Source organism: Streptomyces sp. GQFP (genome assembly GCF_021545335.1).
Taxonomy (GTDB): Bacteria; Actinomycetota; Actinomycetes; order Streptomycetales; family Streptomycetaceae; genus Streptomyces.
On the sequence record NZ_CP089312.1, the window covers coordinates 1,515,883 to 1,541,484 of the forward strand.

The window sequence follows — 25,602 nt, forward strand, 5'->3', positions numbered from 1 at the left end:
GTCTTCCGTTCGTTTTCCGGGTGGGGTGAGAAGCGCCTTGCTGTGATGGGGAGTTGAAGCACCGACCGATGGAGCACCGACCGATGGAGCGCCAGCCCGTCGGAGCGCTAGCCGATGGCGCGCAGGTGGTCGCGCAGTCCGATACCGAAGGCCGTGGGTGTGCCGTCGTAACCGGAGATCAGGGACGGGCCGGTGGCGCAGTTCCAGGTGTTCCAGGTCCAGCCGAGGTACGACAGGGAACGGTCGTCGAACCACTTCATGACCCGGTCGATGAACGAGTGCGCGCAGGTGTTCTCGCCGATCTCGCCCGCGACCAGCGGGACCTGCGCGGCGACCGGCGCGAGTGTCGAGTCCCAACAGCTTTCGTTGGAGCAGGAGTTGAAGTTGTAGACATGCCAGGCGGCGGCGAGATTGCCCGTCGGGTCGGTCGGCTTGTACGCCGGCCACTGGCTGAGGTCGTTCGAGTAGGCGAGCCCGCCCGCGAGGATCACGTTCTGGGCGCCGGTGGCCCGGACCGCGTCGATCAGATCCTGCATACCGGCGACCTCGTACCCGATGCCGGGGCAGGTGCCGCCGTCCCGCCAGCAGGTCCAGGCCTGGGCCGCCGTGGAGGTGGCGCGGTCCGGGTAGGGCTCGTTGAACAGGTCGAACACGACGGCCGGGTCACCCTTGAAGGTGTTGGCGACCGAGGTCCAGAAGGCGGGCGTGTACTGCATGTTGGGCATCGGCTTCTGGCAGCTGGCGTGTACGTCGGAGCAGCCGGCCGAGTTGCCCGTGTACTGGCCCCAGGTCCAGTGCAGCTCGACCATCGGCGTCATGCCGTGCGCCTTCACCTTCGCCACCAGGTCCTTGACGGCGGCGATGTAGTTGGCGCCCGCGTACTCGGGCCTGATGTTGGACAGCCCGAGCCAGCACTCCTCGTTGAGCGGGATGCGTACGGTGTTGACGTTCCAGTCGGCGATCGCCTGCACCGAGGCGTCGTCGACGGGCCCGTCCCAGATGCCGTTGCCCTGGACGCACGCGAACTCGCCGCCGGAGCGGTTGACGCCGAGCAGTCGCCGGGTGGCGCCGCCGGAGTCGACGAGCTTGTTGCCGGACACGTGCAGGGCCGGCGGTCCGTCCTCGGGGACCGGCGGATCGGAGGGCGACGGAGTCGGCGTCGGACTGGGAGTCGAGGTGGAGGTCGGGGTCGGCTCCGCATCCACGTTGCACGTCGTCCCGTTGAGCTTGAACGACGCCGGTACGGGATTGCTCCCCGACCGTGAGGCGAGGAACCCCGCGCTGACGCTCGCGCCCGTGCCCAGCGAGCCGTTGTAGCTCTCGTTGGCCGCGGTGACGGTGACACCGGACTGGGACCACTTGGCGTTCCAGCCCTGGGTGACCTTCTGACCTGCGCCGAAGTCGAAGGTGAGACTCCAACTGCTGAGCGCCGCCAGGTTGTTGGTGACCTTGACGGAACCCTGGAAGCCGGCGTCCCACTCACTGGTGACCGAGTACTCCACCGTGCACGCGGGGGTGGCTCCCGACGCCGTGAGGACCGGCGCGACCGCGGTGCCCACAAGGGCGACGGCAGCGCCGAGCACGACTAAAAGACCTGAACGCGGGGGGTGTCGCATGAGCGACTCCTTGCAGATCGGGCGCGTCGTGACGGACGCGTCGACTGATGGAACCGCTCCCACTGGTGTCAACGAAGCTAGCGCCAAGTGACGGTAAAGGACAGAGGGGTTGACGTGTTTCCATCAGATGTCGCCGTCGAATCTTTTCGACTCTTCAAACACCTTGACCCTTGACACACCTCTCCCCACTATGGGAGCGCTCCCACTGGTTCAAGGCTTGTTGCTCCTCCCCACATCTCCACGAGCACCTCCGAGCCGCTAGGAGGAACCAGCACCATGCACCCCCGACACAGACGCCGCCTCGCGCGGCGGTTCTGGACCGCTGTCGTGGCGGCCCTCGCCCTCCCCCTGACCATGCTCGCAACAGGCACAACTCCCGCCCAGGCGGCGGCAGTTCAGTGCAGCGTCGACTACACGACGAACGACTGGGGCTCCGGCTTCACCGCGGATCTCACGATCACCAACCGCGGTACGGACGTCATCAACGGCTGGACACTGACGTACGCCTACGCGGGCAACCAGAGGCTCAGCAATGGCTGGAACGGCACCTGGTCCCAGTCCGGCCAGACGGTCACCGTGCAGAACGCCACATACAACGCGACGATCGCCGCGGGCGCGGCCGTCAGCACCGGTGGGCAGTTCACATACAGCGGCGCCAACGCGGCGCCGACCTCGTTCGCCATCAACGGCACGACCTGCGCCGGGGCCCACCAGCCGCCGGTGACCGTGCTGACCAGCCCGGCCGCGGGCGCCGTCTACTCGCAGGGTGACGCGGTGCCGATGGCGGCCACGGCAGCGGCGGCGGACAGCGCGACGATCACCAAGGTCGAGTTCTACGACGACACCACGCTGCTCGGCACGGACACGACCGCGCCGTACATCTACTCGGCCACCGGCCTTGCCGTGGGCGCACATTCACTGCTGGCGAAGGCATACGACAGCCTGGGCGCCTCGGCGCCGTCCACGCCGGTCGGCATCACGGTCGCCTCGGGTCCCGCCGTGGTCGCCGTACCGACCCAACTCGGGGTGCAGCAGGGCCAGTCGGCGACGTACGACGTGAAGCTGTCGACACAGCCGAGCGCCAACGTCACCGTGACGACCGCTCGCGCGAGTGGCAACACGGGCCTGTCGGTGACGGGCGGAGCCTCGCTCACCTTCACGCCGTCGAACTGGAACACAGCGCAGAAGGTGACCATCACCGCCAACGCGACGGGCACCGGATCGGCGGCCTTCGACTCGACGGCCACCGGCCACGCCAAGGCGACGGTCACCGTCACCGAGCTGGCCGCCTCGAAGGTGTACGACGCCCGGTTCCTGGACCTCTACGGCAAGATCACCAACCCGGCGAGCGGCTACTTCTCCCCCGAGGGCATCCCCTACCACTCGGTGGAGACGCTGATCGTCGAGGCGCCTGACCATGGCCACGAGACCACGTCGGAGGCGTACAGCTACCTCCTGTGGCTCCAGGCCATGTACGGCAAGGTGACGGGCGACTGGAGCAAGTTCAACGGCGCCTGGTCGATCATGGAGCAGTACATGATCCCCACCCACACCGACCAGCCGACCAACTCCTTCTACAACGCGTCGAAACCGGCGACGTACGCCCCCGAGTACGACCTGCCGAGCCAGTACCCGGCCGCGCTCAACACCGCCGTCTCGGTCGGCACCGACCCGATCGCGGCCGAGCTGAAGACCGCGTACGGCACGGACGACGTCTACGGTATGCACTGGCTGCAGGACGTCGACAACGTCTACGGCTACGGCAACTCGCCCGGCAAGTGCGAGGCGGGTCCGGCGGACACCGGTCCCTCCTACATCAACACCTTCCAGCGCGGACCGCAGGAATCGGTGTGGGAGACGGTTCCGCAGCCGACCTGCGACGCCTTCAAGTACGGCGGTACGAACGGGTACTTGGACCTGTTCACCGGCGACGCGTCGTACGCCAGACAGTGGAAGTTCACCAACGCCCCGGACGCCGACGCGCGTGCCGTGCAGGCCGCCTACTGGGCGGACATCTGGGCGAAGCAGCAGGGCAAGGGTGCCGATGTCTCGGCGACCGTCGGCAAGGCGGCGAAGATGGGCGACTATCTGCGCTACTCCATGTACGACAAGTACTTCAAGAAAATAGGGAGTTGTGTCGGCCCGACGACCTGCCCGGCCGGTACCGGCAAGGACGCCTCGCACTATCTGATGTCCTGGTACTACGCGTGGGGCGGCGCCACCGACACCGCGGCGGGCTGGGCCTGGCGCATCGGCTCCAGCCACACGCACGGCGGCTACCAGAACCCCCTGGCGGCCTACGCGCTCAGCTCGTACGCCGACCTGAAGCCCAAGTCGGCGACAGGGCAGGCGGATTGGGCGACCTCCCTGACCCGGCAGATCGAGTTCTACCGCTGGCTCCAGTCCAACGAGGGCGGCATCGCGGGCGGCGCGACCAACAGCTGGGCGGGCCGCTACGCGACCCCGCCGGCCGGTACGCCGACCTTCTACGGCATGTACTACGACCAGCAGCCGGTGTACCACGACCCGCCGTCCAACCAGTGGTTCGGCTTCCAGGCGTGGTCCATGGAGCGGGTCGCCGAGTACTACCAGCAGACGGGCAACGCGGCGGCGAAGACCGTCCTGGACAAGTGGGTCGACTGGGCGCTGTCCAATACGACCATCAACCCGGACGGCACATACCGGATCCCGTCGACACTCCAATGGTCGGGCGCCCCGGACACCTGGAACGCGTCAACTCCGGGCGCGAACGCGGGACTTCACGTCACCGTCGCCGACTACACGAACGACGTGGGTGTGGCGGCGGCGTACGCGAAGACGCTGACGTACTACGCCGACCGCTCCGGTGACACCGAGGCGGCGACGACGGCGAAGGCACTCCTCGACGGCATGTGGGCCAACCACCAGGACACCCTGGGCATCGCCGTCCCGGAGACCCGCGCGGACTACAACCGCTTCGACGACGGTGTCTACGTGCCGTCGGGCTGGACCGGCACGATGCCGAACGGCGACGCGATCAACTCGTCGTCGACGTTCGACTCGATCCGCTCCTTCTACGAGGACGACCCCAACTGGTCGAAGATCGAGGGGTATTTGGCGGGCGGCGCCGCGCCCTCGTTCACGTATCACCGGTTCTGGGCCCAAGCGGACATAGCCCTCGCCATGGGTTCGTACGCGGAGCTTCTCGAATAGCCCCCAGAGGGAGCGCTCCGCGGGGAACGTCGGTACGAAAGCTGCGGGTTGTACGTGGCTGGTCGCGCAGTTCCCCGCGCCCCTTAAGGGCGCTCCCCGCACCGCCCGCCGGGCGGCCCCCTCCCGCACTGGGGGTCGCCCGGCACCTCTCGCGGCGCGAGGAAAGCGCTTGCCGTCCGTGCCTTACCCTCCCTTGCTTTGCCTTCCCCGATCTCCCCCACCCGGAAAGGACCCCCATGCGAAGAACCCGTATCCTCACGGCCGTACTGGCCCTGACCGCAGGTCTGTTGACCGGCAGCCCGCTCGCGCTTGCCGCTCCCAGCGGCGCAGAAGTGACCCTCGCCGCCGACACGTACACCTGGAAGAACGCCCGGATCGACGGCGGCGGGTTCGTCCCCGGCATCGTGTTCAACCGGGCCGAGAAGAACCTGGCGTACGCCCGTACGGACATCGGCGGTGCCTATCGCTGGCAGGAGTCGACGAAGACGTGGACTCCTCTGCTGGACTCGGTCGGCTGGGACCGCTGGGGGCACACCGGGGTGGTCAGTCTCGCCTCCGACTCCGTGGATCCGAACAAGGTGTACGCGGCTGTCGGGACGTATACGAACAGCTGGGATCCCGGAAACGGAGCCGTGCTGCGGTCCGGTGACCGGGGCGCGAGCTGGCAACGGGCCGATCTGCCCTTCAAGTTGGGCGGCAACATGCCCGGCCGGGGCATGGGTGAGCGGCTCGCGATCGACCCGAACCGGAACAGCGTGCTGTATCTGGGCGCGCCGAGCGGCAAGGGCCTGTGGCGGTCGACGGACTCGGGGGCGACCTGGTCGCAGGTGGCGAACTTCCCCAACGTCGGCAACTACGCGCAGGATCCGACCGACACCAGCGGGTACGCCAGCGACAACCAGGGGATCGTCTGGGTCACCTTCGACGAGTCGACGGGTACGGCGGGCAGCGCGACCCGCACGATCTATGTCGGGGTCGCCGACAAGGACAACGCGGTGTACCGCTCGACGGACGCGGGCGCGACCTGGTCGAGGGTCGCCGGCCAGCCCACCGGCTATCTGGCCCACAAGGGCGTACTGGACGCCACGAACGGCTACCTGTACCTGCCGTACAGCGACAAGGGCGGTCCGTACGACGGCGGCAAGGGCCAGTTGTGGCGGTACGCGACGGCGACCGGCACGTGGACGAACATCAGCCCGGTCGCGGAGGCGGACACCTACTACGGCTTCAGCGGGCTGACGATCGACCGGCAGAAGCCGGGCACGGTGATGGCGACGGCGTACAGCTCGTGGTGGCCGGACACGCAGCTCTTCCGATCGACGGACAGCGGCGGCACCTGGACGAATGCCTGGGACTACACCTCGTACCCCAACCGCTCGAACCGCTTCACGATGGACGTGTCGTCCTCGCCCTGGCTGACCTTCGGCGCGAACCCGTCGCCGCCCGAACAGAGCCCGAAACTGGGGTGGATGACGGAGTCGCTGGAGATCGACCCGTTCGACTCGAACCGCATGATGTACGGAACGGGCGCGACGATCTACGGCACGGAGAACCTCACGAACTGGGACAGCGGAAGCCAGTTCAGCATCAAACCGATGGTCCAGGGCCTGGAGGAGACGGCGGTCAACGACCTGGCGGCTCCCCCGTCGGGCGGGGCCGTGCTGCTCAGCGCGCTCGGCGACATAGGCGGCTTCCGGCACACGGATCTCACCAAGGTCCCCTCGATGATGTTCACTTCACCGAACTTCACGTCCACGACGAGCCTGGACTACGCCGAGTCGAACCCCGGGATCGTGGCCCGCGTGGGCAACCTGGACTCGGGCCCGCACGTCGCGTTCTCGACGGACAACGGCGCCAACTGGTTTGCCGGGACGGACCCTTCGGGCGTCAGCGGCGGCGGCACGATCGCGTCGGCGTCGGACGGCAGCCGGTTCGTGTGGAGCCCGACGGGCACGGGTGTGCAGTACGCGACGGGCTTCGGCAATTCGTGGTCGGCGTCGACGGGTATCCCGGCGGGCGCGATCGTGGAGTCGGACCGGGTGGACCCAAGAACCTTCTACGGCTTCAAGTCGGGCAAGTTCTACGTGAGTTCGGACGGCGGAGCAACGTTCACGGCATCGGCCGCCACAGGCCTTCCGGCCGGCGACAGCGTGCGCTTCAAGGCACTTCCGGGCACGAAGGGCGACATCTGGCTGGCGGGCGGCGCGACGGACGGGGCGTACGGCCTGTGGCACTCCACGGACGGCGGTACGACCTTCACCAAGCTGGCGAACGTCGAACAGGCCGACACGATCGGCTTCGGCAAAGCGGCGACGGGTGCGACGTACCAGACCCTCTACACGAGCGCGAAGATCGCCGGCGTGCGCGGCATCTTCCGCTCCACGGACAAGGGCGCGACCTGGACCCGCATCAACGACGATGCCCACCAGTGGGGTTGGACGGGCGCGGCGATCACCGGTGACCCGAGGGTGTACGGGCGCGTGTACGTGGCGACGAACGGACGGGGTGTCGTCTACGGCGAGTCGTCGGACTCGACCGGCGGCGGGGGCGGCGGCGGCACGGATCCGACCCCCACGGGGGCCTGCGCGGTGACATACAAGGTGACCAGCGAGTGGTCGGGAGGCTTCCAGGCGGACGTACAGCTCAGCAACACGGGCACAACTGCCTGGGCAGGCTGGTCACTTGGCTGGTCCTTCCCGAACGGCCAGACCGTCTCCCAACTCTGGAACGCCGAGTACACCCAGTCGGGCGCGACGGTGACGGCAAAGAACGTGACCTGGAACGCGAACGTGGCGGCGGGCTCATCGGTGAGCTTCGGGTTCACGGGAAGCTGGTCGGGGACGAACGGGAAGCCGCCGGCGTTCACGGTGGGCGACCAGGCCTGCACGGTGGTCTGACACACCTCGGTGGGACACGGGACGGCGGTCGTGCGGGCTCCGCACGACCGCCGTCCTTGGCTTCTGTCCGCTAGGGCGTGTACACCGTCGGCCTAGGTGCCGTAGGCATCCCGTTGCCGATGAAGAAGCTGGGGTGTGGGGGCTGGTTGTATGCGGTGTTCTGCCAGGCGATGCCCGTGCGGTACATGGGGTCGTGTAGCAGTGTGGTGATCTTTGTCGTCGTCTCGATCGGTGTCGAGTAGATGCGCAGGGCCGTGTTGTCGCTGGTCGCCCAGACGACCTCCTCGCGCCAGTCGCCGAAGAGGTCACCGGAGAGGGCCGGGGTGGCCTTCGTGCTGTTGTTGGAGTGGACGGACGCGCCGGTCAGCAGGCGGGTGTCGGATGATGTGCCGTACTTGTCGATGTGGGTGCCGTCGAGGAGTTCGCGGACCGTGTCTCCGTCCCACCAGGAGAGGAAGTTGACGGAGGAGGGTTCGCGGCCCTTCGTGGCGCCGGCCTCGTCGCGGATCGACGAGTCGGAGGCCGACCAGACCTCCGCCCCGTCATTGCCCGCCCAGATGTCCCCGGCGACTCCGCGACCGTTGTCGCAGCAGGCGGCGAGGCTCCAGTTGACCGTGCCGTTGGCCGGGTTGATGTACAGCTCGGCCGGCTGGGAGGTCGATTCGGAGACCTTGAAGTACTCCAGGCCCGCGTGCGCCGGATCCAGGTCGGCGAGGTGCTGGGCGTCGCCGTGGCCCGTCCTGGTCGTCCACAGGCCGTTGCCGTTGTCGTCGACGGCCATCGCCCCGTAGACGATCTCGTCCTTGCCGTCGCCGTCGACGTCCCCGACGGACAGGCTGTGCGAGCCCTGGCCGTCAAATCCCTTGCCGGTGTTGGTGGATGAGCTGGAGTCGAAGGTCCAGCGGCGCGTGAACGCCCCGTTCCGCCAGTCCCAGGCCGCGAGCACGGTGCGGGTGTAGTAGCCGCGCGCCATGATCAGGGAGGGGCGGACGCCGTCCAAGTAGGCGGTACCGGCGAGGAATCGGTCGACCCGGTTGCCGTAGGAGTCGCCCCACGAGGAGACGGTGCCGCGCGCCGGGACGTAGTCGACCGTCCCCATCGCCTTGCCGGTCTGCCCGTTGAACATGGTCAGGTACTCGGGCCCGGACAGCACGTAACCGCTCGAATTGCGGTAGTCCGCCGATGAGTTGCCGATGACGACGCCCGTTCCGTCGACCGTCGCGTCCGCCGTCTTCATGGCGACCTCGGCCTTGCGGTCGCCGTCGTAGTCGTACACCTGGAACTGTGTGTAGTGCGCGCCCGAGCGGATGTTGCGGCCCAGGTCGATGCGCCAGAGCCGGGTGCCGTCGAGCTTGATGCCGTCGACGATCGTGTTGCCGGTGTACCCGGACTGGGAGTTGTCCTTGGCGTTGGTCGGCTGCCACTTCAGTACGAAGTCGAGGGCGCCGTCACCGTCCAGGTCGCCGACCGAGGCGTCGTTCGCCTCGTAGGTGTAGGCGACACCGTCGGGGGTCGTGCCGCCGGCGGGCGGGGTGATCGGGACGTCCTTGTATCCGGTGCGGAACTGGATCGCGTGGACGGAGTCGGCCTGTTCGACGCCGCCGACGATCGCGCGGACCGTGTAGTCGGCCTGGGACGGGGCGCCGGAGTGGAAGTAGTTCGTGGAGCCGGTGACCGGCGTCGAGTTGACCAACGCACCGGCCCGGTAGACGTTGAACGACACGTCGTTCGGGTCGGTGCCGAGCCAGCGCCAGCTGACCAGGTTGCCGCTGTCGACGTGCACGCTGACGACACCCCGGTCGAGCGCCTCGACCTGCCGGGCGGTGGCAGCCTCGGCCGGTGCGGCGGAGAGCGACATCAGCCCTGCGGCGGCGAGGACTCCGGCGGTCACGGCGGCCAGGAGAGTCCGGCGTCTCGTACGGATCGGGGTGGGGGGATGGGGTTGTGCGTGCGGCTGCGGGTACTGCACGGTACCTACCTCCTGCGGGGGGGGACGGACGGGTTCCACCCCTCAGTCGCCGCTGCCCGCAAGGGAGTTGCCGCCCGGGTGCGCCGAGTTGCCGTATCCGGTGTCTCCGGCGTATCTCGCGTATCTGGCGGCCAGTTCCGTCACCGTCCGCGCGATCCGCTTCCGCAGCTCGGTCGGCGCCAGCACCTCGATGTCTGTCCCCAGGCGCAGAAACTCCTCGTGGGCGCGCTCGACGGACTCGATCGGCACCGTCGCCAGGGTCCAACCCTCCTCATCTGTACGGCCGTTGACCTCGACGGCGCGTCCGGCGGGCCCGGCAGGCCGCACGCCGGGCGCCAGCCGCACCACCGCCTCGCCGCGATAGAGCCGGTCGTGGAAGTCCCGCTGGTACGCCGTCCAGTACGCGGCCAGGTCGAAGCCCTCGGGTCGCTCGAACTCCTCGTCGCACGCCGCCAGTTCAAGGATCTGGTCGACCCGGAACGTACGCGGCCCGGGCCCGGCCACCACGTACCAGCGGCCCGCCTTCAGCACCAGTCCGTACGGTTCGAGTCGTCGTTCTACATCCGTGGGCTCGCGCCAGCGCCGGTACCGTACCCGCAGCACCCGCCCGCGCCAGACCGCGTCCGCGACGGCCGGGAGGTACGGGGTGTCGTCGGCGTCCGCGTACCAGCCGGGCGCGTCCAGGTGGAAGCGCCCGGCGACGCGGTCGGCGTGCGCGCGCAGCTCGGCCGGGAGCGCGGCACGCACCTTGAGCTGGGCGGCGGCGAGGAACGGGCCGAGGCCCAGCTCGGCGGCCGGGCCCGGGGCACCGGCCAGGAACAGCGCCTCGGCCTCATCGGCGGTCAGGCCGGTCAGCCGGGTGCGGTAGCCGTCGAGCAGCCGATAGCCACCGGCGTGGCCCGCGTCGCCGTACAGCGGCACGCCCGCCGCGCTCAGCGCCTCGACGTCCCGGTAGACCGTACGCACCGAGACCTCCAGCTCCTCGGCGAGCTGGGCGGCGGTCATCTGCCCCCGGGTCTGGAGCAGCAGAAGCACGGACAGCAGCCGACCGGCCCTCACGGACACCTCACCCACACTTTCGTCCACTTCACTGACGCATGTTGTCAGTGAAGTAGGCCTAGCGTCCCCCCATGCCCTTCACCGAGAAGCTGCTGACCGTCCCCCCACCCATCGAGGTGGCCGGCCGGCACATCAAGCGCTACCACGTCACGGCCGACCCGGACGGCATCGCACCCGAGGTCGCGGAGGCCGCGTACGCGATGCTGCCGAAGCTGCTCCCGGAGCCGGACGGCACCCCGCCCGCCACCTTCGTCGTCCTGCACCGGGGCGGCGACGACGGCGCCTACCTCAACGCGTACAGCTGGGTGTGGGACAACGTCCTGCACTTCCGTGGCGCGGCGGCGGGCCAGCCGGTGCTGGGCTGCCCGGACCGGGACCCCACGCACTTCATCGTGCCCGACCTCCCCTGGATCGGCTGCGTCTGGGAGCTTCCGCCGATCCTGCACGAACGCGACGCCTGGGTACGGCACTTGCTGGCACCCCAAGTCTCCGACCTGGCCGACTACTTGGCCGACAGCCTCCCCGAGGGAACCACTGGAGACCGCTCATGAGCACCCCGCACGACTTCGACTTCCTGCACGGCGACTGGACGGTCCGCAACCGCCACCGCGCCGACTTCCTCGACCCCGACAGCGGTTGGGAGGAGTTCGACGCGACGAGCCGCTGCCGGAGCCTGTTCGACGGGGCCGCGAACCTCGACGAGATCGACATGCCGCACCTCGGATCGAAGGGGCTCACGCTGCGGCTCTTCGACCGGGAGACCGAGAGGTGGTCGCTCAACTGGTCGGCGAGCGGCAGCGGCCGACTGTTCCCGCCGGTGACGGGCGACTTCACCGGCCAACAAGGCAGCCTCCGGGGCGAGTTCCACGGCGATGACGTGTACGACGACAAGGACGTCCGGGTGCGGTTCGTCTGGTCGGGTATCTCGGACCGCACGGCGCACTGGGAGCAGGCGTTCTCGGCCGACGGCGGGGCGACCTGGGTGACCAACTGGACGATGGCCTTCAGCCGAGTCACCGCCGCCACCCCGCAACAGCCACTCCTCCCGAGGACTACGGCTTCCGGAACGCCCGCAGTGTGAACACCGGGTCCGGGCGGGGCAAGTCCTGGTCGGGCAGGGCCTCCAGGCGGGTGGCGAAGCCGTCGGCCAGGGGGTGGCCCGGTGGCAGGGTCATGAACCAGCCGCGCCGCAGGTCGGCGACGGCCCGCCGGGGGCTGCGCCCCTGCCCGCACCCCCGGAACCGCGCTTCCCCGGCCGGTACCAGCCCGTGCCCGACGGCATGCGCCTCGACGACAGCCGCCGTGTCCGGTGCCGCGCGCCAGGGGCGCGAGGCGAGTACGGCGTCGATGTCGCTGCCCACGTTGTGCGCGGCGCCCTTGTCGACGGTGGTGACGTACACGCCACCCGGCCGCAGCACCCGCGCGCACTCCCCGATGATGGCCCCGACGTCCTCGGGCCGCCCGGCGAGATGCAGCACCCACACACTGGTCACCGCATCCAACTGGCCGTCCGGGAAGGGAAGTTGGCGGCTGTCGGCGAGTACGACGGCACCGGGCAGCCGGGCGGCGGCCCGTCTGGCCATCGCGTCGGTGAGGTCGACGCCCGCCACCCGCATCCCGGCCCGCGCGGCAGCGAGCCGCCGGGTCACGATGCCCGTACCGCATCCCACGTCGAGCAGGCTGCGTGCATCTTCGGGGACGAGGCTCAGTACGGCGTCCGCCGCTGCGGCGGCCCTGGGTTCGCCGCCGCGCAGGGCGTCGTACCGCTCGGCCTCCTGGCTGTAGTCCAGCACGATCGTGATCCTGTGGCCCGGTCAGCTCGCCCCGTGCCCCGGTGCGAGGTCCTCGACTCTGCGGGCCAGCTCGAAATCGAGGTCCGTGACGGCACCGCCCACGCTGTGGGTGTTCACGGTGAGTGACACCGTGTTGTAGCCGAGGGTGAGGTCGGAGTGGTGGCCCAGTTCCTCCTGGACCTGGGCGATGTGGAGGACCAGCGCCGCCGCCGCGAAGTGCGAGCCGAGGCGGTAGGAGCGGGCGATCCGGTCTCCGTCGAGCGACCAGCCCGGCAGTTCCGCCAGCCGGTCCTCGATCTCCTTCTGCGACAGCGGTTCGACAGCCATGACCACGCTCCTTCCACGATGGTGGCGTGCTCTCCCAGCGTGCCACAGTCCGCGCCTTCCAGCCCAGGTCAGGAGGGTACCGGCCGGCCTCTCGGCTACCGTGCCCGTATGACCAGGGTCCCCACCGGCGACACCGCCCGCCCCAGCAGCCCCGTGGACACGGCGTACGAGGGAGTCGGCCCGCTGCTGCGGGCCTGGCGGGAGCGGCGGCGCGTCAGTCAGCTCGAACTGGCGCTGCGGGCCGATTCGTCCGCCCGCCACATCAGCTTCGTGGAGACGGGCCGCTCCCGCCCGAGCGAGGAACTGCTCCTGCGGCTCGCGGAGCACCTGGACGTCCCGGTCCGGGAACGCAACGCCCTTCTCCTGTCCGCCGGTTACGCCCCGCGCTACCGCGAGACCCCCCTCGACGACCCGGCGCTGGAATCCCTGCGCGACGGCGTCGAGCGGCTGATCCAGGGATACGAGCCCTATCCGGCGTTCGTCGTCGACGCCACGTACAACGTCATGGCCGCCAACCGGGGCATCCTGATGCTGCTCGACGGCCTCCCGGAGTCCCTGCTCACGCCGCCGATCAACGCGATGCGCCTGACCCTGCACCCGGAGGGCCTCGCCCCGCGCATCCGCAATCTCCGCGAGTGGCGCGGGCACCTGCTGGCCCAGATGGAACGCCAGATAGCCCTGCACCGCTCACCGCCGCTGCGCGCGCTGTACGACGAGGTCGCCGCGTACCCGGTACCGGAGCAGGAGGAGACCCCGACGGACCGGACAACCGACCCCGTGCCCCAGCTCGCCCTCCCGATGCGGATCGAGCACGACGGCCGGCTGCTCTCCTTCATCTCGTCGATCTCCACCTTCAACACCCCGATGGACATCACCGTCGCCGAGCTGGCCATCGAGACGCTCCTCCCGGCCGACCCGGCGACGGTCAAGTACCTGCACTCGATGATGAGTTGACGGTGACCCCGGCATGGGGAAGCCTGGGTTCCGGACCGGAGTGCGCCGCTTCTCCATGGCTCGAACCTGTCGAGGCGGCAGCGGAACGTGACACACTGCTCGCTGTACTTCGGCGCGTAGGGGAGGCGTGGCGTGAGTGAGCGGCGGGCTGCGCCCACCGTGGGCCAAGTGGTGCTCGGGAGACGGCTCCAGGAGCTGCGCGAGGCGGCCGGGCTGAAGCGGGAAGAGGCCGCGCGGGTTCTGCGGGTGGCCTCGGCGACCGTACGGCGGATGGAGATGGCCGAGGTCGCCCTCAAAATCCCGTACGTCCATGCGCTGTTGACGGCGTACGGCGTGCCCGAGGACGAGGCGTCCGTCTTCGTCGACCTCGCCGAGGAGGCGAACGAGCCCGGCTGGTGGCAGCGGTTCGCCGATGTCGTGCCGGACTGGTTCAGTATGCATGTGAGCCTGGAGGGCTCCGCCCGGCTCATCCGGTCGTACGAACCCCACTTCGTGCCCGGCCTGTTGCAGACCCCGGAGTACGCGCGTGCCGTCATGGAGGCCGGGACGGTCGGGCAGACGGGCCCCGAGGCGGTCGAGCGGCATGTGTCGCTGCGGATGGCCCGGCAGAAGCTGCTGACCCGCGAACACCCGCCCCACCTCTGGGTGATCGTCGACGAGACGGTACTGCGCCGGCCCGTGAGCATCCGTGGCGAGGTCATGCGCGAGCAGCTGGACCGGCTCCTCGACGTGTCGGAGAGCGGCCATGTCACCATCCAGGTCGCCGAGTTCAGGGACGGCCCGCATCCCGGTACGTCGGCGCCCTTCGAACTGTTCCGCTTCGCCGAGCCCGAACTGCCCGACATGGTCTACACCGAGTACCTGACCGGTGCGCTCTATCTGGACTCCCGCCGCGAGGTCGCCGCGCACCTGGAGGTGCTGGACCACATGACGGCGGGCGCTGCGTCGGCCCAGCGCACGAAAGAGATCATCGCCGAGTACCGAGACGGCTACTGACCCCACAGCACCTGCTCCACGTCCCCCCACCCCACCCCCTCACGCGAACCGCAGCCATGACCCAGGACCCAGGACTCAGGAGCACAGACGGCATGACCGGACCCGAGGACGCAGCCCCCCGTATCGACACCAGCAGACCGCACCCGGCCCGGGTCTACGACTGGTGGCTCGGCGGCAAGGACAACTACCCGGTGGACGAGGAACTGGCCCGGAAGATCCTCGCCGCGGACGGCACGGTGCTGCGGGGCGCACGCGCCAACCGCCGGTTCATGCAGCGGGCGACGCGTGTCGCCGCCGAGGCCGGTGTCCGCCAGTTCCTGGACATCGGCACGGGCATCCCCACCGAGCCGAACCTGCACCAGGTGGCCCAGAGCGTCGCCCCCGAGTCCAAGGTGGTGTACGCGGACAACGACCCGATCGTCCTGCGGCACGCACAAGCCCTCCTGCGCGGCACGCCCGAGGGCACCACCGACTACGTACACGCCGACGCCCGCGACCCCGAGAAGATCCTGGGCCTGGCCGCCGAGTCCCTGGACTTCACCCGGCCCATCGCACTGTCACTGGTCGCGCTGACCCACTACCTGAGCGACGGCCCCGACGGCGACGACGTCCACGGCCTCGTCAAGACATACGTCGACGCACTCGCCCCAGGCAGCTACCTGATCCTCTCCCAGGTCACCCCGGACCTCAGCCCCGAGGCCATAGCCAAGGCAACCGAACACTTCCGCCGCAGCGGCACCCCCTTCTTCCCTCGCCCCCTCACCGAGTTCCACCACTTCTTCGACGGCCTGGAACTACTCGGCCCCGGCGTGATCCCGGTCTACGGCTGGCGCCCGGAACCGGAGGACGTAGCGGCCCAGGCAGAGGGCATCGTGCCGGTGTACGCAGGGGTGGCCCGCAAGCCCTGAAGGAGCGCGGAGCGCTTCCTTCAGGGGCGCGGGGCTGTATCGATGTGCGGCTCCGCCGCGTGGGCGCGACCAGCCACAACGCACCCGCACCCCGCAACGCACCTACACCCCCCGCCCCTTCCCGTCACCACCCCCCGCTTCCCGCTCGTCATCAACAATCTCCGCGTCCACAACCCCTTCCTCCTCAGCAGAAGACCCGTCCTCCTGCTGAGGAGGAGGAGCCTGCGCATACATCGCCTGCCCCATCCGCTGACTGACAGCGGCAAGCTTCTCGACCCCAGCCCGCAACGCACTGATGTCGGCCTCCTCGGAGAGCAACCCCTTCACCTCGGCAACAGCCGAGCCAACCTCCGCCTTCGCCTCCGCAGGAACCCGTTCCTCGTTGTCCCGTACGAACTTCTCGGTCTGATAGACGAGTTGCTCCGCATGATTACGCGTCTCGGCCGACTCCCGACGCCGACGGTCCTCGTCGGCGTACTGCTCCGCCTCCCGCATCATCCGGTCGATGTCGTCCTTGGGCAGCGCCGAGCCGCCCGTGACGGTCATCTTCTGTTCGCGCCCGGTGGCGAGATCCTTCGCCGAGACATGCATGATCCCGTTGGCGTCGATGTCGAAGGCGACCTCGATCTGCGGCACGCCACGCGGCGCCGGCGGCAGCCCGGTGAGGTCGAAGACGCCCAACTTCTTGTTGTACGCGGCGATTTCGCGCTCGCCCTGATAGACCTGGATGCCGACCGAGGGCTGGTTGTCGGCGGCCGTCGTGAAGATCTCCGAACGCCGGGTCGGAATGGTCGTGTTGCGCTCGATCAGCTTGGTCATGATGCCGCCCTTGGTCTCGATACCGAGGGACAGCGGGGTGACGTCGAGCAGCAGTACGTCCTTCACGTCGCCGCGGATGACACCCGCCTGGAGGGTGGCGCCCAGCGCGACGACCTCGTCCGGGTTGACGCCCTTGTGCGGTTCCTTGCCGGTGAGTTCCTTGACCAGTTCGGTGACGGCGGGCATCCGGGTCGAGCCGCCGACCAGGATCACGTGGTCGATCGCGGCGAGCTTCACCCCCGCGTCCTTGATCGCCTGACTGAAGGGAGTCTTGCAGCGGTCGAGCAAGTCAGCCGTCAGTTCCTGGAACTGAGCCCTCGTCAGCTTCTCCTCAAGGTGCAGCGGCCCGTCCGTTGAGGCGGTGATGTAGGGCAGATTGACGGTCGTCTCGGACGAACTCGACAGCTCGATCTTCGCCTTCTCGGCGCCCTCGCGCAGCCGTTGCAGCGCCATCTTGTCGTTGCCGAGATCGATGCCCTGCTGCCCCTTGAAGCGTTTGACGAGGTGGTCGACGATCCGCTGGTCCCAGTCGTCGCCGCCGAGTTGGGTGTCGCCGTTGGTCGCCTTGACCTCGATGACGCCGTCGCCGATCTCCAGGAGCGACACGTCGAAGGTGCCGCCGCCGAGGTCGAAGACGAGCACGGTCTGTTCCTCGCCCCGGTCGAGGCCGTAGGCGAGGGCGGCGGCGGTCGGTTCGTTGATGATCCGCAGCACCTTCAGGCCGGCGATCTCCCCGGCCTCCTTGGTGGCCTGGCGCTGGGCGTCGTCGAAGTACGCCGGGACGGTGATCACCGCGTCCGAGACGTCCTCGCCGAGATAGGCCTCCGCGTCCCGCTTGAGCTTCTGCAGGACGCGCGCGGAGAGTTCCTGGGCGCGGTAGCGGGTGCCGTCCACGGAACCCTGCTCCGGGAACCGCCAGGCCCCGTCGCCCATATGGCGTTTGACGGAGCGGGCCGTGCGCTCCACGTTCGTCACGGCCTGCCGTTTGGCGACCTCGCCGACGAGCACCTCGCCGTTCTTCGCGAAGGCCACGACGGACGGCGTGGTCCTCGCCCCCTCGGCGTTCGCGACGACGGTGGCTTCACCGCCCTCCAGAACGGCCACCACCGAGTTCGTGGTCCCGAGATCGATCCCGACCGCACGCGCCATAGCTGTCCCCTTCCTCCGGATCCCTCCTATGAGGTACCCGGAAACGACGATGCCGCGCACCTCGGACATCGAGGGGCGCGGCAGGGGGCGTGAAAAACTCCCGACGAACGTCAGGCGAGCTTGGCCGACAGGGTGATCGTCGTACCGGTCAGGGCCTTGCTGACCGGGCAGTTCTCCTTGGCGTCCTCGGCGGCGGCGACGAAGGCGTCCTCGTCGAGGCCGGGCACGGTGCCCTCCACGGTGAGGTGGATGCCGGTGATGCCCTCACCCGGCTGGAAGACGACGTCGGCCGAGGTCGTGAGCTTGGTGGCCGGGGTCCCGGCGCCGGCGAGGGCGTGCGAGAACGCCATCGAGAAGCAGCTGGAGTGGGCGGCGGCGATCAGCTCCTCGGGGCTGGTCTTGCCGTTCGCGTCCTGGGCGCGCGACGCCCACGTCACGGGCTGCTCGGCGATGGCTCCGGAGGAGTCGAAGGTGACAACGCCGCTGCCCTCCAGCAGGTTGCCTTCCCAGACGGTGTGTGCAGAGCGCGTGGTAGCCACGGTTCTTCCTTTCGCGTGTGATCCCGATGCCGGGGTTCGTACCCCCCATCCGATCACACTCCGGCCCACTTCCGGCTCACTGCACGCGAAAGACCGGCCCACGTGCGGTGAACGGCAGACGAGCGCCCTGCGGAATCAGATAGGCGTGCTCACGCCGCACCCGCAGGACGTCGCACCAGCCGTCCGTGATCACCAGCACGGGCGCCCCCGGCGGGAAGTCGTCGGCCCGGTGCAGCAGATCGACGCCGGGCTGGAGCACCGTCCCGCCGCGCCCGCGCACCCGGACCCGCCCGGCGATCTCGGTGACCGGCAGATAGCCCGCGTCGTGAGCGGCGGCATCGCAGAACACGACGCGCGCCGCCGGTACGTCCCGTGCGCCGGCGTACGAGGCGATCGCGCCCAGCGCCTTCCCGAGCAGCGTGCGGTCCATGGACCCGGAGGTGTCGAGGACCACGCCGAAGGTGCAGCGGGCGATCTCCTCGGGCGGGAAGTACCGCCCCGCGCGCGGGATGTCGGGCGTGGAGGACTGCCGGCGCGAGGGGCGCGCATACGACCGTACGGGCTCCGGGCGGGGCACGAACTCGTCGAACCAGCGGGCGAGTTGGGCGTCCCAGGGCAGCGGCGGATGATTGAGCGCGCGGATCTCCTCCACCAACCCGCCGGGCAGGTACCCGCGTTCCTGCTGCTCGTGCAGGTTCAGCCCCTGGCCGAGACCGCGCCGGTAGAACTCGTCGAGGTCGACGTAGTCGCGCGGTGAGCCGAGCGGGCTGCCCAGCACATCGCAGGCACCCTTCCCGCGCAGGGTGGACAGGCGGCGCATCCGGCGCAGGTCGGTCGCGATCCGGTCGTACACCTCCTCCGCCGAGAGGCCCTTCAACTCGACGTCGTACAGCAGCCCTTGGGGCGCGGTGCCGACGTCCATCTCCGTCAGCCAGCTGTTGATGACGTAGTCGCAGGCGACGTTGAAGAGGTACGGGTCGCGGGTGCCGCAGCGGTCGCCGTGGCGCAGGGCGGCGTGCAGCATCTCGTGGGCGAGGACGAACCGCCATTCCTCGTCGTCCAGTTGGCAGAGCGGGTTGATGTAGATCTCGCCCGCCTCCGCGTTGACGGCGGCGACGGAGATGCCGTGGGCGTGGACGAGTTCGAGGTCGGCGACGAGCTTGATGCCTGCCGCGATCCCGCCGAGCAGCGGGTAGGAGGTGACGAACCAGCTCAACGCCTTTTCCCAGGGCCGCAGTCGAGCAGCGTCGTCGGACATGGACTCGCGTCGGCCGCCGGCCACGTCCATCGCCGTCGCCATGGTGCGGGTCAGGGCGGAGGCGAAGGCGAGCTGCCAGTCGGGGACCGCCGGGGCCCACTTGTCGTACGGTTCGAGCCACTGGTCGGGCTCGCTGCCCGCCGTACCGCAGCGCTCGAACGCGACCGGGATCGAGCCCGCGCGCCGCCAGCGGGCGGCCAGTTGCTCCTCGTCGCCGTCGGGGTAGGCGTGCGGCAGGAGTTCGGGGGCGGTGCCGACCGGGAAGCCGAGCAGGAAGCGGTTGACAACGACGCAGCGGGCAGCGATGTCGTAGCGGTCGGGCTGGACGCGGTCGCCCTTCGCCGCCGGGACATGCCCGAAACCGAGGTGGATGAGACCGTGGGCGACCGCCCACGCCCACTCGGCCGGTTCGGCGCGCCGGGTGGGGTGGACGTGCAGCACGCCGTCCGAGTCGACACACACCAGTCCGTCTCGGGGCGAGAGGACGCAGTCCTCGTTCCGGCAGGTGACGAAGTCCACCGAGCCGAGCGCCGGGTTGGCGCGTACGAGGGCCAGCCCGGCCTCGTACGCCTCCCGCGCGAGGTCCTTCTTCTTCTGCGCCTGCTTGCGCGCCCGGCTCACCGACGCGCCTCCACCAGCCGGGGCATGTCCCGCGCCGCCTCGACCAGGAACCAGGCGGGCAGCAGGGGGTTGCCGTCGGCGTCGGCGGCGATGACGCTCTGCGCGACCTCCACCGAGATCTCGGCGAGCTGCACGAGCAGCGACTTGGCGCGGTACGCGGCCTCGCGGCCGTTGGGCGACATGTGCCCCTTGCTGACGGGGAGTTCCTTGACCAGGCGCCCGCGGAACGACTCGGCGAGGTAGTAGAGCAGGTCGCGGTCCTCGATGCGGTGGGGCCAGCGCGCGTCGCCCTTGATGATCGCGTCGATGCCGAACCGGCTGCGCACGATCTTGACGTACCCGCAGAACGCGGTGGCGTGCGTCGGTGTCAGCGCGCCGTGCGCGATCACCTTCAGGGTCTCCTCGTCGAGCGCGGGCCCGAAGGAGTGCAGGGCGTCGGAGAGCATGTGCCAGGAGCGGGGCGTGGAGAAGGGCTCCTCGGTCTTCGGCGGCTTGGACCAGAGGTGGTCGGGCCGGTCGGTGAGGTGGTCCACGACCCACGGGTGGATGTCGTTGTTCGCGGCCCAGACCAGCCAGTCCTTCGGCGAGGCCTCAAGATGCACGTGGGCGAGGCGGTTGACGAGGGCGGAGGCGATCGGGCGGGCGAGGGCGTTGTCGGTGGCGCGGTTGCCGGCGCCGATCACGATCGAGCCCTTCGGCAGCTCGTAGTTGCCGATACGGCGGTCCAGGATCAGCGAGTAGAACGCCTTCTGGACGTCGGGCGTGGCCGCGTTCAGCTCGTCCAGGAACAGGCAGTACGGCTCGTCACGGGCGATGGCCTCCGGCGGACAGAACACGGACCGCCCGTCGCGGATCTGCGGTACGCCGATCAGGTCCTCCGGCGCCAGCTGTGTACCGAGCAGGCTGACGCACTCCAGTCCCAGCGCCTGAGCGAACTCCCTTACCAGGGAGGACTTTCCGATGCCGGGGGCGCCCCAGAGGAACACGGGCCGCACGGTCGCGAGACCGAGCAGCAGCTCCGGAATCCGGGCGGGAGTGACGGTGACGGCAGCCTGCATACAGAAAACTCCAGGGGGTTCGTAGAGGACGGAGTGCGCGCGACAGCGCGGGGTCCGGTACGAACAGTGTGGGTACGGAGGCGCGTGGGCGCAGCCGATTATTCGGCGGCCCTGCTGGCACGGCTGCCCCGGCCACCACGACTGCCCCGACTCAGGCCGCCCGCTGGTCCCCCGGATCCCGGGGCGCCTCCAGGGGCACCTGCGGACCGTTGCACTCGCGCAGCCAGCGGCGCAGTACGCGGTGGATGTGCTCGGCGCCGACCAGTTCCTCCCCCTCCTCGACCGCGGCGGACAGCGCGACCGGCGCCATCAGGAAGGGCCTGCCCTGGGCCCCGCCGAGCCCGCCGTGCGAGCCGATCTGCTCCTCGAAGGCGAGCACCTCGCCCTCGGCCGGGTCGTACCAGGAGTTGACCATGATGTCGGCGGTGTGCGGGAAGGAGTGCGTACGGCGGACCGCGTCGGCCGCGCCGGGCCCGAAGTCGGCCAGCGGACCGGGGTGTTCACCGTCCGGCTCGTCCAACTCGTCCACCGGGATCTCCGCGCCGTGGGCGCCCAGCACCACTCCGCCGTGCTCCTCGCTGCGGACGAGGACGAAGCCGACGCCGGGATGGTTGGCGAGGGTGGTGAGCAGCGCGGGGTGGCGGGCGTCGATCTCCTCCTTGGTCATGCGGTGATGCACGTCCGGGAAGGAGATCAGGCCGAGGTTGCCGGAGGCGAGCACCAGAGGTTCGGAGTTACGGCCCGTGGGCACGTGCCGGCCGCCGTTCTCCTCGACGGGCCTGCGCAGCGCGGCGCGTACGGCGGCCCGTGCCTCGGCCCCGCTGTGGGTGCGCTGTGCCTTGCGCGACACGGGGAGCCCGCAGCCGGCCCGGACCAGGTCGCCGAGGGTGAGTCCGTACCGTCCCCGGAAGGTCTCGCCGGGGCTCTGTCCGTGGTCGGAGAGGAGGACGATCCGGTACGGGCGCGGGGCGTGTTCGGCGACGTTCGCGATCAACGCGAGGGAACGGTCGAGGCGTTGGAGGACTTTCTCCGTGTCGCGGCTGTGCGGTCCGGAGTGGTGGGCGACCTCGTCGTACGCGACCAGGTCGGCGTAGACGGCGGTGCGCCCGGCGAGCATGTCGCCCATCACAGCGGCGACGACCACGTCCCGCTCGACGACGGTCGCGAAGGCGCGGACCAGGGGGTAAAGGCCCCCGCGTGCGACGCGCGGGCGCATCTCCCGCATCCGGGCCCTGGTCGACTGGCCGATCTCGCGGCCGACCTCGGCGACGAAGGACAGGGCGGTGCGGACGGCGTTGGCGGGGTCGGAGAAGTAGGCGAAGTACCCCGCCCGGGAACGGTTCTCCCGGCCGCGCCGCCGTACCGCGATGGACAGCACGAGGGCCTGTTGGTCGGCGCCGCCGCTGAAGAGGTTGCCCCGGCTGGCGCCGTCGACGGTGAGCAGGCCGCCGTCGCCGGTGCGTTCGACGGCCCGGCGCTGGAGTTCGGCGGCGCTGGTGGGCCGGTTGCAGACCATGACCTCGCCCTTGTCCTTCTCGTACCAGCGGAAGGCGGGGATGTCGTGGTTGGTGCCGTGCAGGATGCCGAGCTGGCTGGCGCCGGTCTGGCTGGACCAGTCGGTACGCCAGGGAGTGAGCCGGTGGGTGGCGTCCAGCAGGCCCGCCACGGTCGGCATCAGCCCCTTCTCGACGGCCCGCACCAGGACGTCGTGGCCGACGCCGTCGAGCTGCAGGAACACCACACCGGGCGTCGTGGGCCCCGTGAGCGGCCGTGCGGTGCCACGTCGGTCGGCGAGGCGGTAGAGCCGTCTGCGGTAGGCGTCGTCGTCCCGTACGGCCAGGGCCGCGCCCGTCGCGGAGGCCACGGCGGACATCACCGCGGCGACCACCACCGCCGTCTCCGGCGCCACCTCGGGGCGGTCGGCCGGGGTCAGCCGCAGGGCGACGAGCAGCAGGAAGCCGTTGAGGAAGAAGACCAGCAGGCCGAGGACCAGGGCGGGCACGAGCAGCAGCAGCCGGACCAGCACCGGCCAGGCCAGCGCCGACAGCAGACCGAAGGCGCCGGCACCGATGGCCGCGGTGATCGCGATCCGGGTGGCGCTGTCGCCGTCGTCGCTCCGGATCTGGAAGTCCGGCAGGATGCCCGCGAGCACCAGCATCGTGAGCGTCGACACGGCCCACACCGCGACGCTCCGCCCGATCTGGCTGGCGATCCGCCGCCAAGGCCCCGCACCCACGCCCGCACACCTCACGTCCCGGCCCGTCCCCGTGGCGGGCCTGCACCCACCCTGTCACAACGGGCGGGCGCGGCCCGGCGTGCCCTGTGCGGGATCAGCGACCGTCGTACCCGGCGGTAGGCATGGACAGCCGGCGGTGCACCCGGGCCTTCATCTGGGCGTCGTACGACGGTTCCGCGCGGCCCACCGTCTCCACCCGCACCCCGCGCCGCTCGCACTCGGCGGTGAACTCGTCGACCGAGGTCAGCGCCTGTTCCAGGACCCGCTGGCTGGGCGCCACGAAGAGGTCGAGGCCGGGTTCGACGCCGTCCCAGAGGGCGGAGTGGTCGGGACGCAGACTGTTGACGAGCAACTCACGAGTGACGACATACCCATGTTCGGCGGCCCAGCGGGCGCACATCGCGTGCTGGCTTCGGGAGTCGACGAGGAACGGCTCCTCGTCGAGTTCTTCGAGCGGCGTCAGACTGGCGATCGCGGTGACCCGCGGCGGCTGGCCGGGCAGGCCGGAGGCGGCGTGCGCGTGTCCCATGGCGTCCCCCTCAAAGCTCCGGGCTTCCCCGTTCACCTCAGGGTTTTCCCCACTCGCCCCGGGTTTCCCGCCGACCCTACTCCTGCCCGTAGTCTTCGGGGAGTCGCGCGAAGGAGGCAAAGGGGTGCCGGTGGACATCACGTGGTGGGGGCACGCCACCTGTACGGTCGAGGACTCGGGCGTACGTCTGCTGACCGACCCCCTGTTCGTGCGCCGGCTCGCCCATCTGCGCCGTCGACGGGGCGAGTTGCCGCCGCCCGGCGCATGGAGCGCGCAGGTGGCGCTCGTCTCCCACCTTCACTCCGACCACCTTCATGTCCCCTCCCTCGCGCGCCTCGCGCCCGGCGCACACCTGATCGTGCCCCGGGGCGCACCGAAGGCGGTGCCGGGCCTGACGCGCCGCCTGGCGCACCTGCGGATCACGGAGGTGGCCCCCGGGGACCACACCAAGGTCGGTGACCTGGTCGTACGGGCCGTGTCTGCGCGGCACGACGGGCGGCGGCTCAACTTCGGACCGCAGCGGGCTCCCGCGCTCGGCTACGTGATCGAGGGCGAGGCGCGGACGTACTTCGCCGGGGACACGGGCCTGTTCGAGTCGATGGCCGAGGAGGTCGGGCCGGTCGACGTGGCACTGCTGCCGGTGGGCGGCTGGGGCCCGTACCTCGGCGAGGGCCATCTGAACGCCGAACGGGCGGCCGAGGCGCTGACCCGACTGGCGCCGCGCACCGCCGTGCCGGTGCACTACGGCACGTACTGGCCGATCGGGATGGACGCCGTACGCCCCCACGAGTTCTATTCGCCGGGTGAGGAGTTCGTACGCCTCGCGGCGGAGCGTGCGCCCTCGGTCGAGGTGCACCGGCTGGAGCACGGGGAGAGCATGCGCCTGGAGGTCGCGCCGTGAACGTGCTCCTGGCCGGCGCGGCGACCTCGGGGCAGGGGGCGGCCGGGCAGGCGATCGGCTACCCGACGCTGTTCCTGCTGGTGCTGATCGGGGCGCTGGTGCCGGTGGTGCCGACGGGGGCGCTGGTGAGTTCGGCGGCGGTGGTCGCCTTCCACGAGACCTCCCCGCTCGCCATGACCTTGGTGTTCGCGGTCGCCGCGCTGGCCGCGTTCCTCGGCGATGTGGCGCTGTACTGGCTGGGCCGGCGCGGGATGGGCTCGAAGAACGGCTCGCGCTGGCTGGCGGCGATCGAGTCCAGGGCCCCGGAGGACCGCCTTGCCCAGGCCCAGGAGAGGCTGAGCGAGCACGGAGTGACGGTCCTGGTCCTTTCCCGCCTGGTACCGGCCGGCCGCATCCCGGTGATGCTGGCCTGCCTGATGGCGAAGTGGCCGGTACGCCGCTTCGCCCGCGGCGACGTCCCGGCCTGCCTGGCCTGGGCGGCCACGTACCAACTGATCGGCGTCCTGGGCGGTTCCTTGTTCGACGAACCCTGGGAGGGCGTGGTGGCGGCGGTCGCCCTGACCCTGACGATCAGCGCGGCGCCGGGTGTGTGGCGCCGGGTGCGCGGGGTCCGCGGGGCGGCCTGAGAGAACGGCCCGGTTCTCGCCCCCGCCGCCCCTACCCGTCCCATCCCCAGGGGCTCCGCCCCTTCGACCCCGTCAGGGGGCGCAGCCCCTGAACCCCCGGCGGGGACTGCGTCCCCTGCACCCCGCTTCCGGGACTCCGCTCCTCAAAGGCCGGA

Annotated in this window: 20 protein-coding genes; 9 read left to right on the forward strand and 11 right to left on the reverse strand. The window is 70.1% G+C overall.

Going from position 1 to position 25,602, the window contains the following annotated elements:
* Positions 1-107: 107 nt before the first annotated feature.
* Entirely contained in the window at positions 108-1,616 is a 1,509-nt protein-coding gene (locus LUX31_RS06655) for a cellulase family glycosylhydrolase (RefSeq protein ID WP_235473841.1), read from the reverse strand.
* Between the two features lie 276 nt (positions 1,617-1,892).
* Here LUX31_RS06655 and LUX31_RS06660 point away from each other — a divergent pair, with 276 nt between their 5' ends.
* On the forward strand, positions 1,893-4,808 hold the full coding sequence (locus tag LUX31_RS06660) for a glycoside hydrolase family 48 protein (RefSeq protein ID WP_235473842.1): 2,916 nt from the start codon (positions 1,893-1,895) through the stop codon (positions 4,806-4,808).
* 236 nt (positions 4,809-5,044) lie between these two features.
* Positions 5,045-7,705, forward strand: a complete 2,661-nt coding sequence (locus LUX31_RS06665; protein ID WP_235473843.1) for a cellulose binding domain-containing protein — start codon at positions 5,045-5,047, stop codon at positions 7,703-7,705.
* Positions 7,706-7,775: 70 nt separating this feature from the next.
* Here the strand turns inward: LUX31_RS06665 and LUX31_RS06670 are convergent, their stop codons facing one another.
* Both LUX31_RS06670 and LUX31_RS06675 read right to left on the reverse strand, forming a co-directional pair.
* Positions 7,776-9,674, reverse strand: a complete 1,899-nt coding sequence (locus tag LUX31_RS06670) for a rhamnogalacturonan lyase (protein ID WP_443045931.1) — start codon at positions 9,672-9,674, stop codon at positions 7,776-7,778.
* A 42-nt stretch (positions 9,675-9,716) separates the two neighbouring features.
* Positions 9,717-10,733, reverse strand: coding sequence for a helix-turn-helix transcriptional regulator (locus tag LUX31_RS06675; protein ID WP_235479818.1), 1,017 nt, complete (start codon positions 10,731-10,733; stop codon positions 9,717-9,719).
* Between the two features lie 71 nt (positions 10,734-10,804).
* Here LUX31_RS06675 and LUX31_RS06680 point away from each other — a divergent pair, with 71 nt between their 5' ends.
* Both LUX31_RS06680 and LUX31_RS06685 read left to right on the forward strand, forming a co-directional pair.
* A complete protein-coding gene (locus LUX31_RS06680; RefSeq protein ID WP_235473844.1) occupies positions 10,805-11,284 on the forward strand; it encodes a hypothetical protein in 480 nt (159 codons plus the stop codon).
* Entirely contained in the window at positions 11,281-11,814 is a 534-nt protein-coding gene (locus tag LUX31_RS06685; protein ID WP_235473845.1) for a hypothetical protein, read from the forward strand. The genes LUX31_RS06680 and LUX31_RS06685 overlap by 4 nt, the downstream gene beginning before the upstream one ends.
* Here LUX31_RS06685 and LUX31_RS06690 read toward each other — a convergent pair.
* On the reverse strand, positions 11,786-12,526 hold the full coding sequence (locus LUX31_RS06690; RefSeq protein WP_235473846.1) for a class I SAM-dependent methyltransferase: 741 nt from the start codon (positions 12,524-12,526) through the stop codon (positions 11,786-11,788). The genes LUX31_RS06685 and LUX31_RS06690 overlap by 29 nt on opposite strands.
* A gap of 21 nt (positions 12,527-12,547) precedes the next feature.
* Positions 12,548-12,853, reverse strand: a complete 306-nt coding sequence (locus LUX31_RS06695) for a 4a-hydroxytetrahydrobiopterin dehydratase (protein WP_235473847.1) — start codon at positions 12,851-12,853, stop codon at positions 12,548-12,550.
* Between the two features lie 108 nt (positions 12,854-12,961).
* On the opposite strand from LUX31_RS06695, the gene LUX31_RS06700 reads away from it, so the two are divergent.
* The 3 genes from LUX31_RS06700 to LUX31_RS06710 all read left to right on the forward strand — a co-directional run bounded on the left by LUX31_RS06700 (position 12,962) and on the right by LUX31_RS06710 (position 15,711).
* Positions 12,962-13,807 (forward strand): helix-turn-helix domain-containing protein, encoded by an 846-nt coding sequence (locus tag LUX31_RS06700; protein ID WP_235473848.1) that lies wholly within the window; start codon positions 12,962-12,964, stop codon positions 13,805-13,807.
* A gap of 132 nt (positions 13,808-13,939) precedes the next feature.
* Positions 13,940-14,803 (forward strand): helix-turn-helix domain-containing protein, encoded by an 864-nt coding sequence (locus tag LUX31_RS06705; RefSeq protein ID WP_235473849.1) that lies wholly within the window; start codon positions 13,940-13,942, stop codon positions 14,801-14,803.
* 92 nt (positions 14,804-14,895) lie between these two features.
* Positions 14,896-15,711 carry an SAM-dependent methyltransferase gene (locus LUX31_RS06710; RefSeq protein ID WP_235473850.1) on the forward strand — a complete coding sequence of 272 codons (816 nt, stop codon included), beginning with the start codon at positions 14,896-14,898 and terminating at the stop codon, positions 15,709-15,711.
* Between the two features lie 102 nt (positions 15,712-15,813).
* Here the strand turns inward: LUX31_RS06710 and dnaK are convergent, their stop codons facing one another.
* The 6 genes from dnaK to LUX31_RS06740 form a co-directional block, all read right to left on the reverse strand.
* Positions 15,814-17,679, reverse strand: coding sequence for a molecular chaperone DnaK (gene dnaK / locus LUX31_RS06715; protein ID WP_235473851.1), 1,866 nt, complete (start codon positions 17,677-17,679; stop codon positions 15,814-15,816).
* A gap of 110 nt (positions 17,680-17,789) precedes the next feature.
* On the reverse strand, positions 17,790-18,218 hold the full coding sequence (locus tag LUX31_RS06720) for an OsmC family protein (protein ID WP_235473852.1): 429 nt from the start codon (positions 18,216-18,218) through the stop codon (positions 17,790-17,792).
* 76 nt (positions 18,219-18,294) lie between these two features.
* Complete coding sequence (locus LUX31_RS06725) at positions 18,295-20,097, reverse strand: vWA domain-containing protein (RefSeq protein ID WP_235473853.1); 1,803 nt, start codon at positions 20,095-20,097, stop codon at positions 18,295-18,297.
* Entirely contained in the window at positions 20,094-21,155 is a 1,062-nt protein-coding gene (locus LUX31_RS06730; protein WP_235473854.1) for an ATP-binding protein, read from the reverse strand. Before LUX31_RS06730 ends, LUX31_RS06725 begins: the two co-directional genes overlap by 4 nt.
* A 151-nt stretch (positions 21,156-21,306) precedes the next feature.
* On the reverse strand, positions 21,307-23,391 hold the full coding sequence (locus LUX31_RS06735; RefSeq protein WP_235473855.1) for an alkaline phosphatase family protein: 2,085 nt from the start codon (positions 23,389-23,391) through the stop codon (positions 21,307-21,309).
* A gap of 94 nt (positions 23,392-23,485) precedes the next feature.
* Positions 23,486-23,920, reverse strand: a complete 435-nt coding sequence (locus LUX31_RS06740) for a hypothetical protein (protein WP_235473856.1) — start codon at positions 23,918-23,920, stop codon at positions 23,486-23,488.
* 124 nt (positions 23,921-24,044) lie between these two features.
* Between LUX31_RS06740 and LUX31_RS06745 the strand changes: the two genes are divergently transcribed.
* On the forward strand, positions 24,045-24,821 hold the full coding sequence (locus LUX31_RS06745; RefSeq protein WP_235473857.1) for an MBL fold metallo-hydrolase: 777 nt from the start codon (positions 24,045-24,047) through the stop codon (positions 24,819-24,821).
* Positions 24,818-25,447: a DedA family protein gene (locus LUX31_RS06750; protein ID WP_235473858.1), complete on the forward strand. Its 630-nt coding sequence runs from the start codon at positions 24,818-24,820 to the stop codon at positions 25,445-25,447. The genes LUX31_RS06745 and LUX31_RS06750 overlap by 4 nt, the downstream gene beginning before the upstream one ends.
* Positions 25,448-25,602 lie beyond the last annotated feature (155 nt).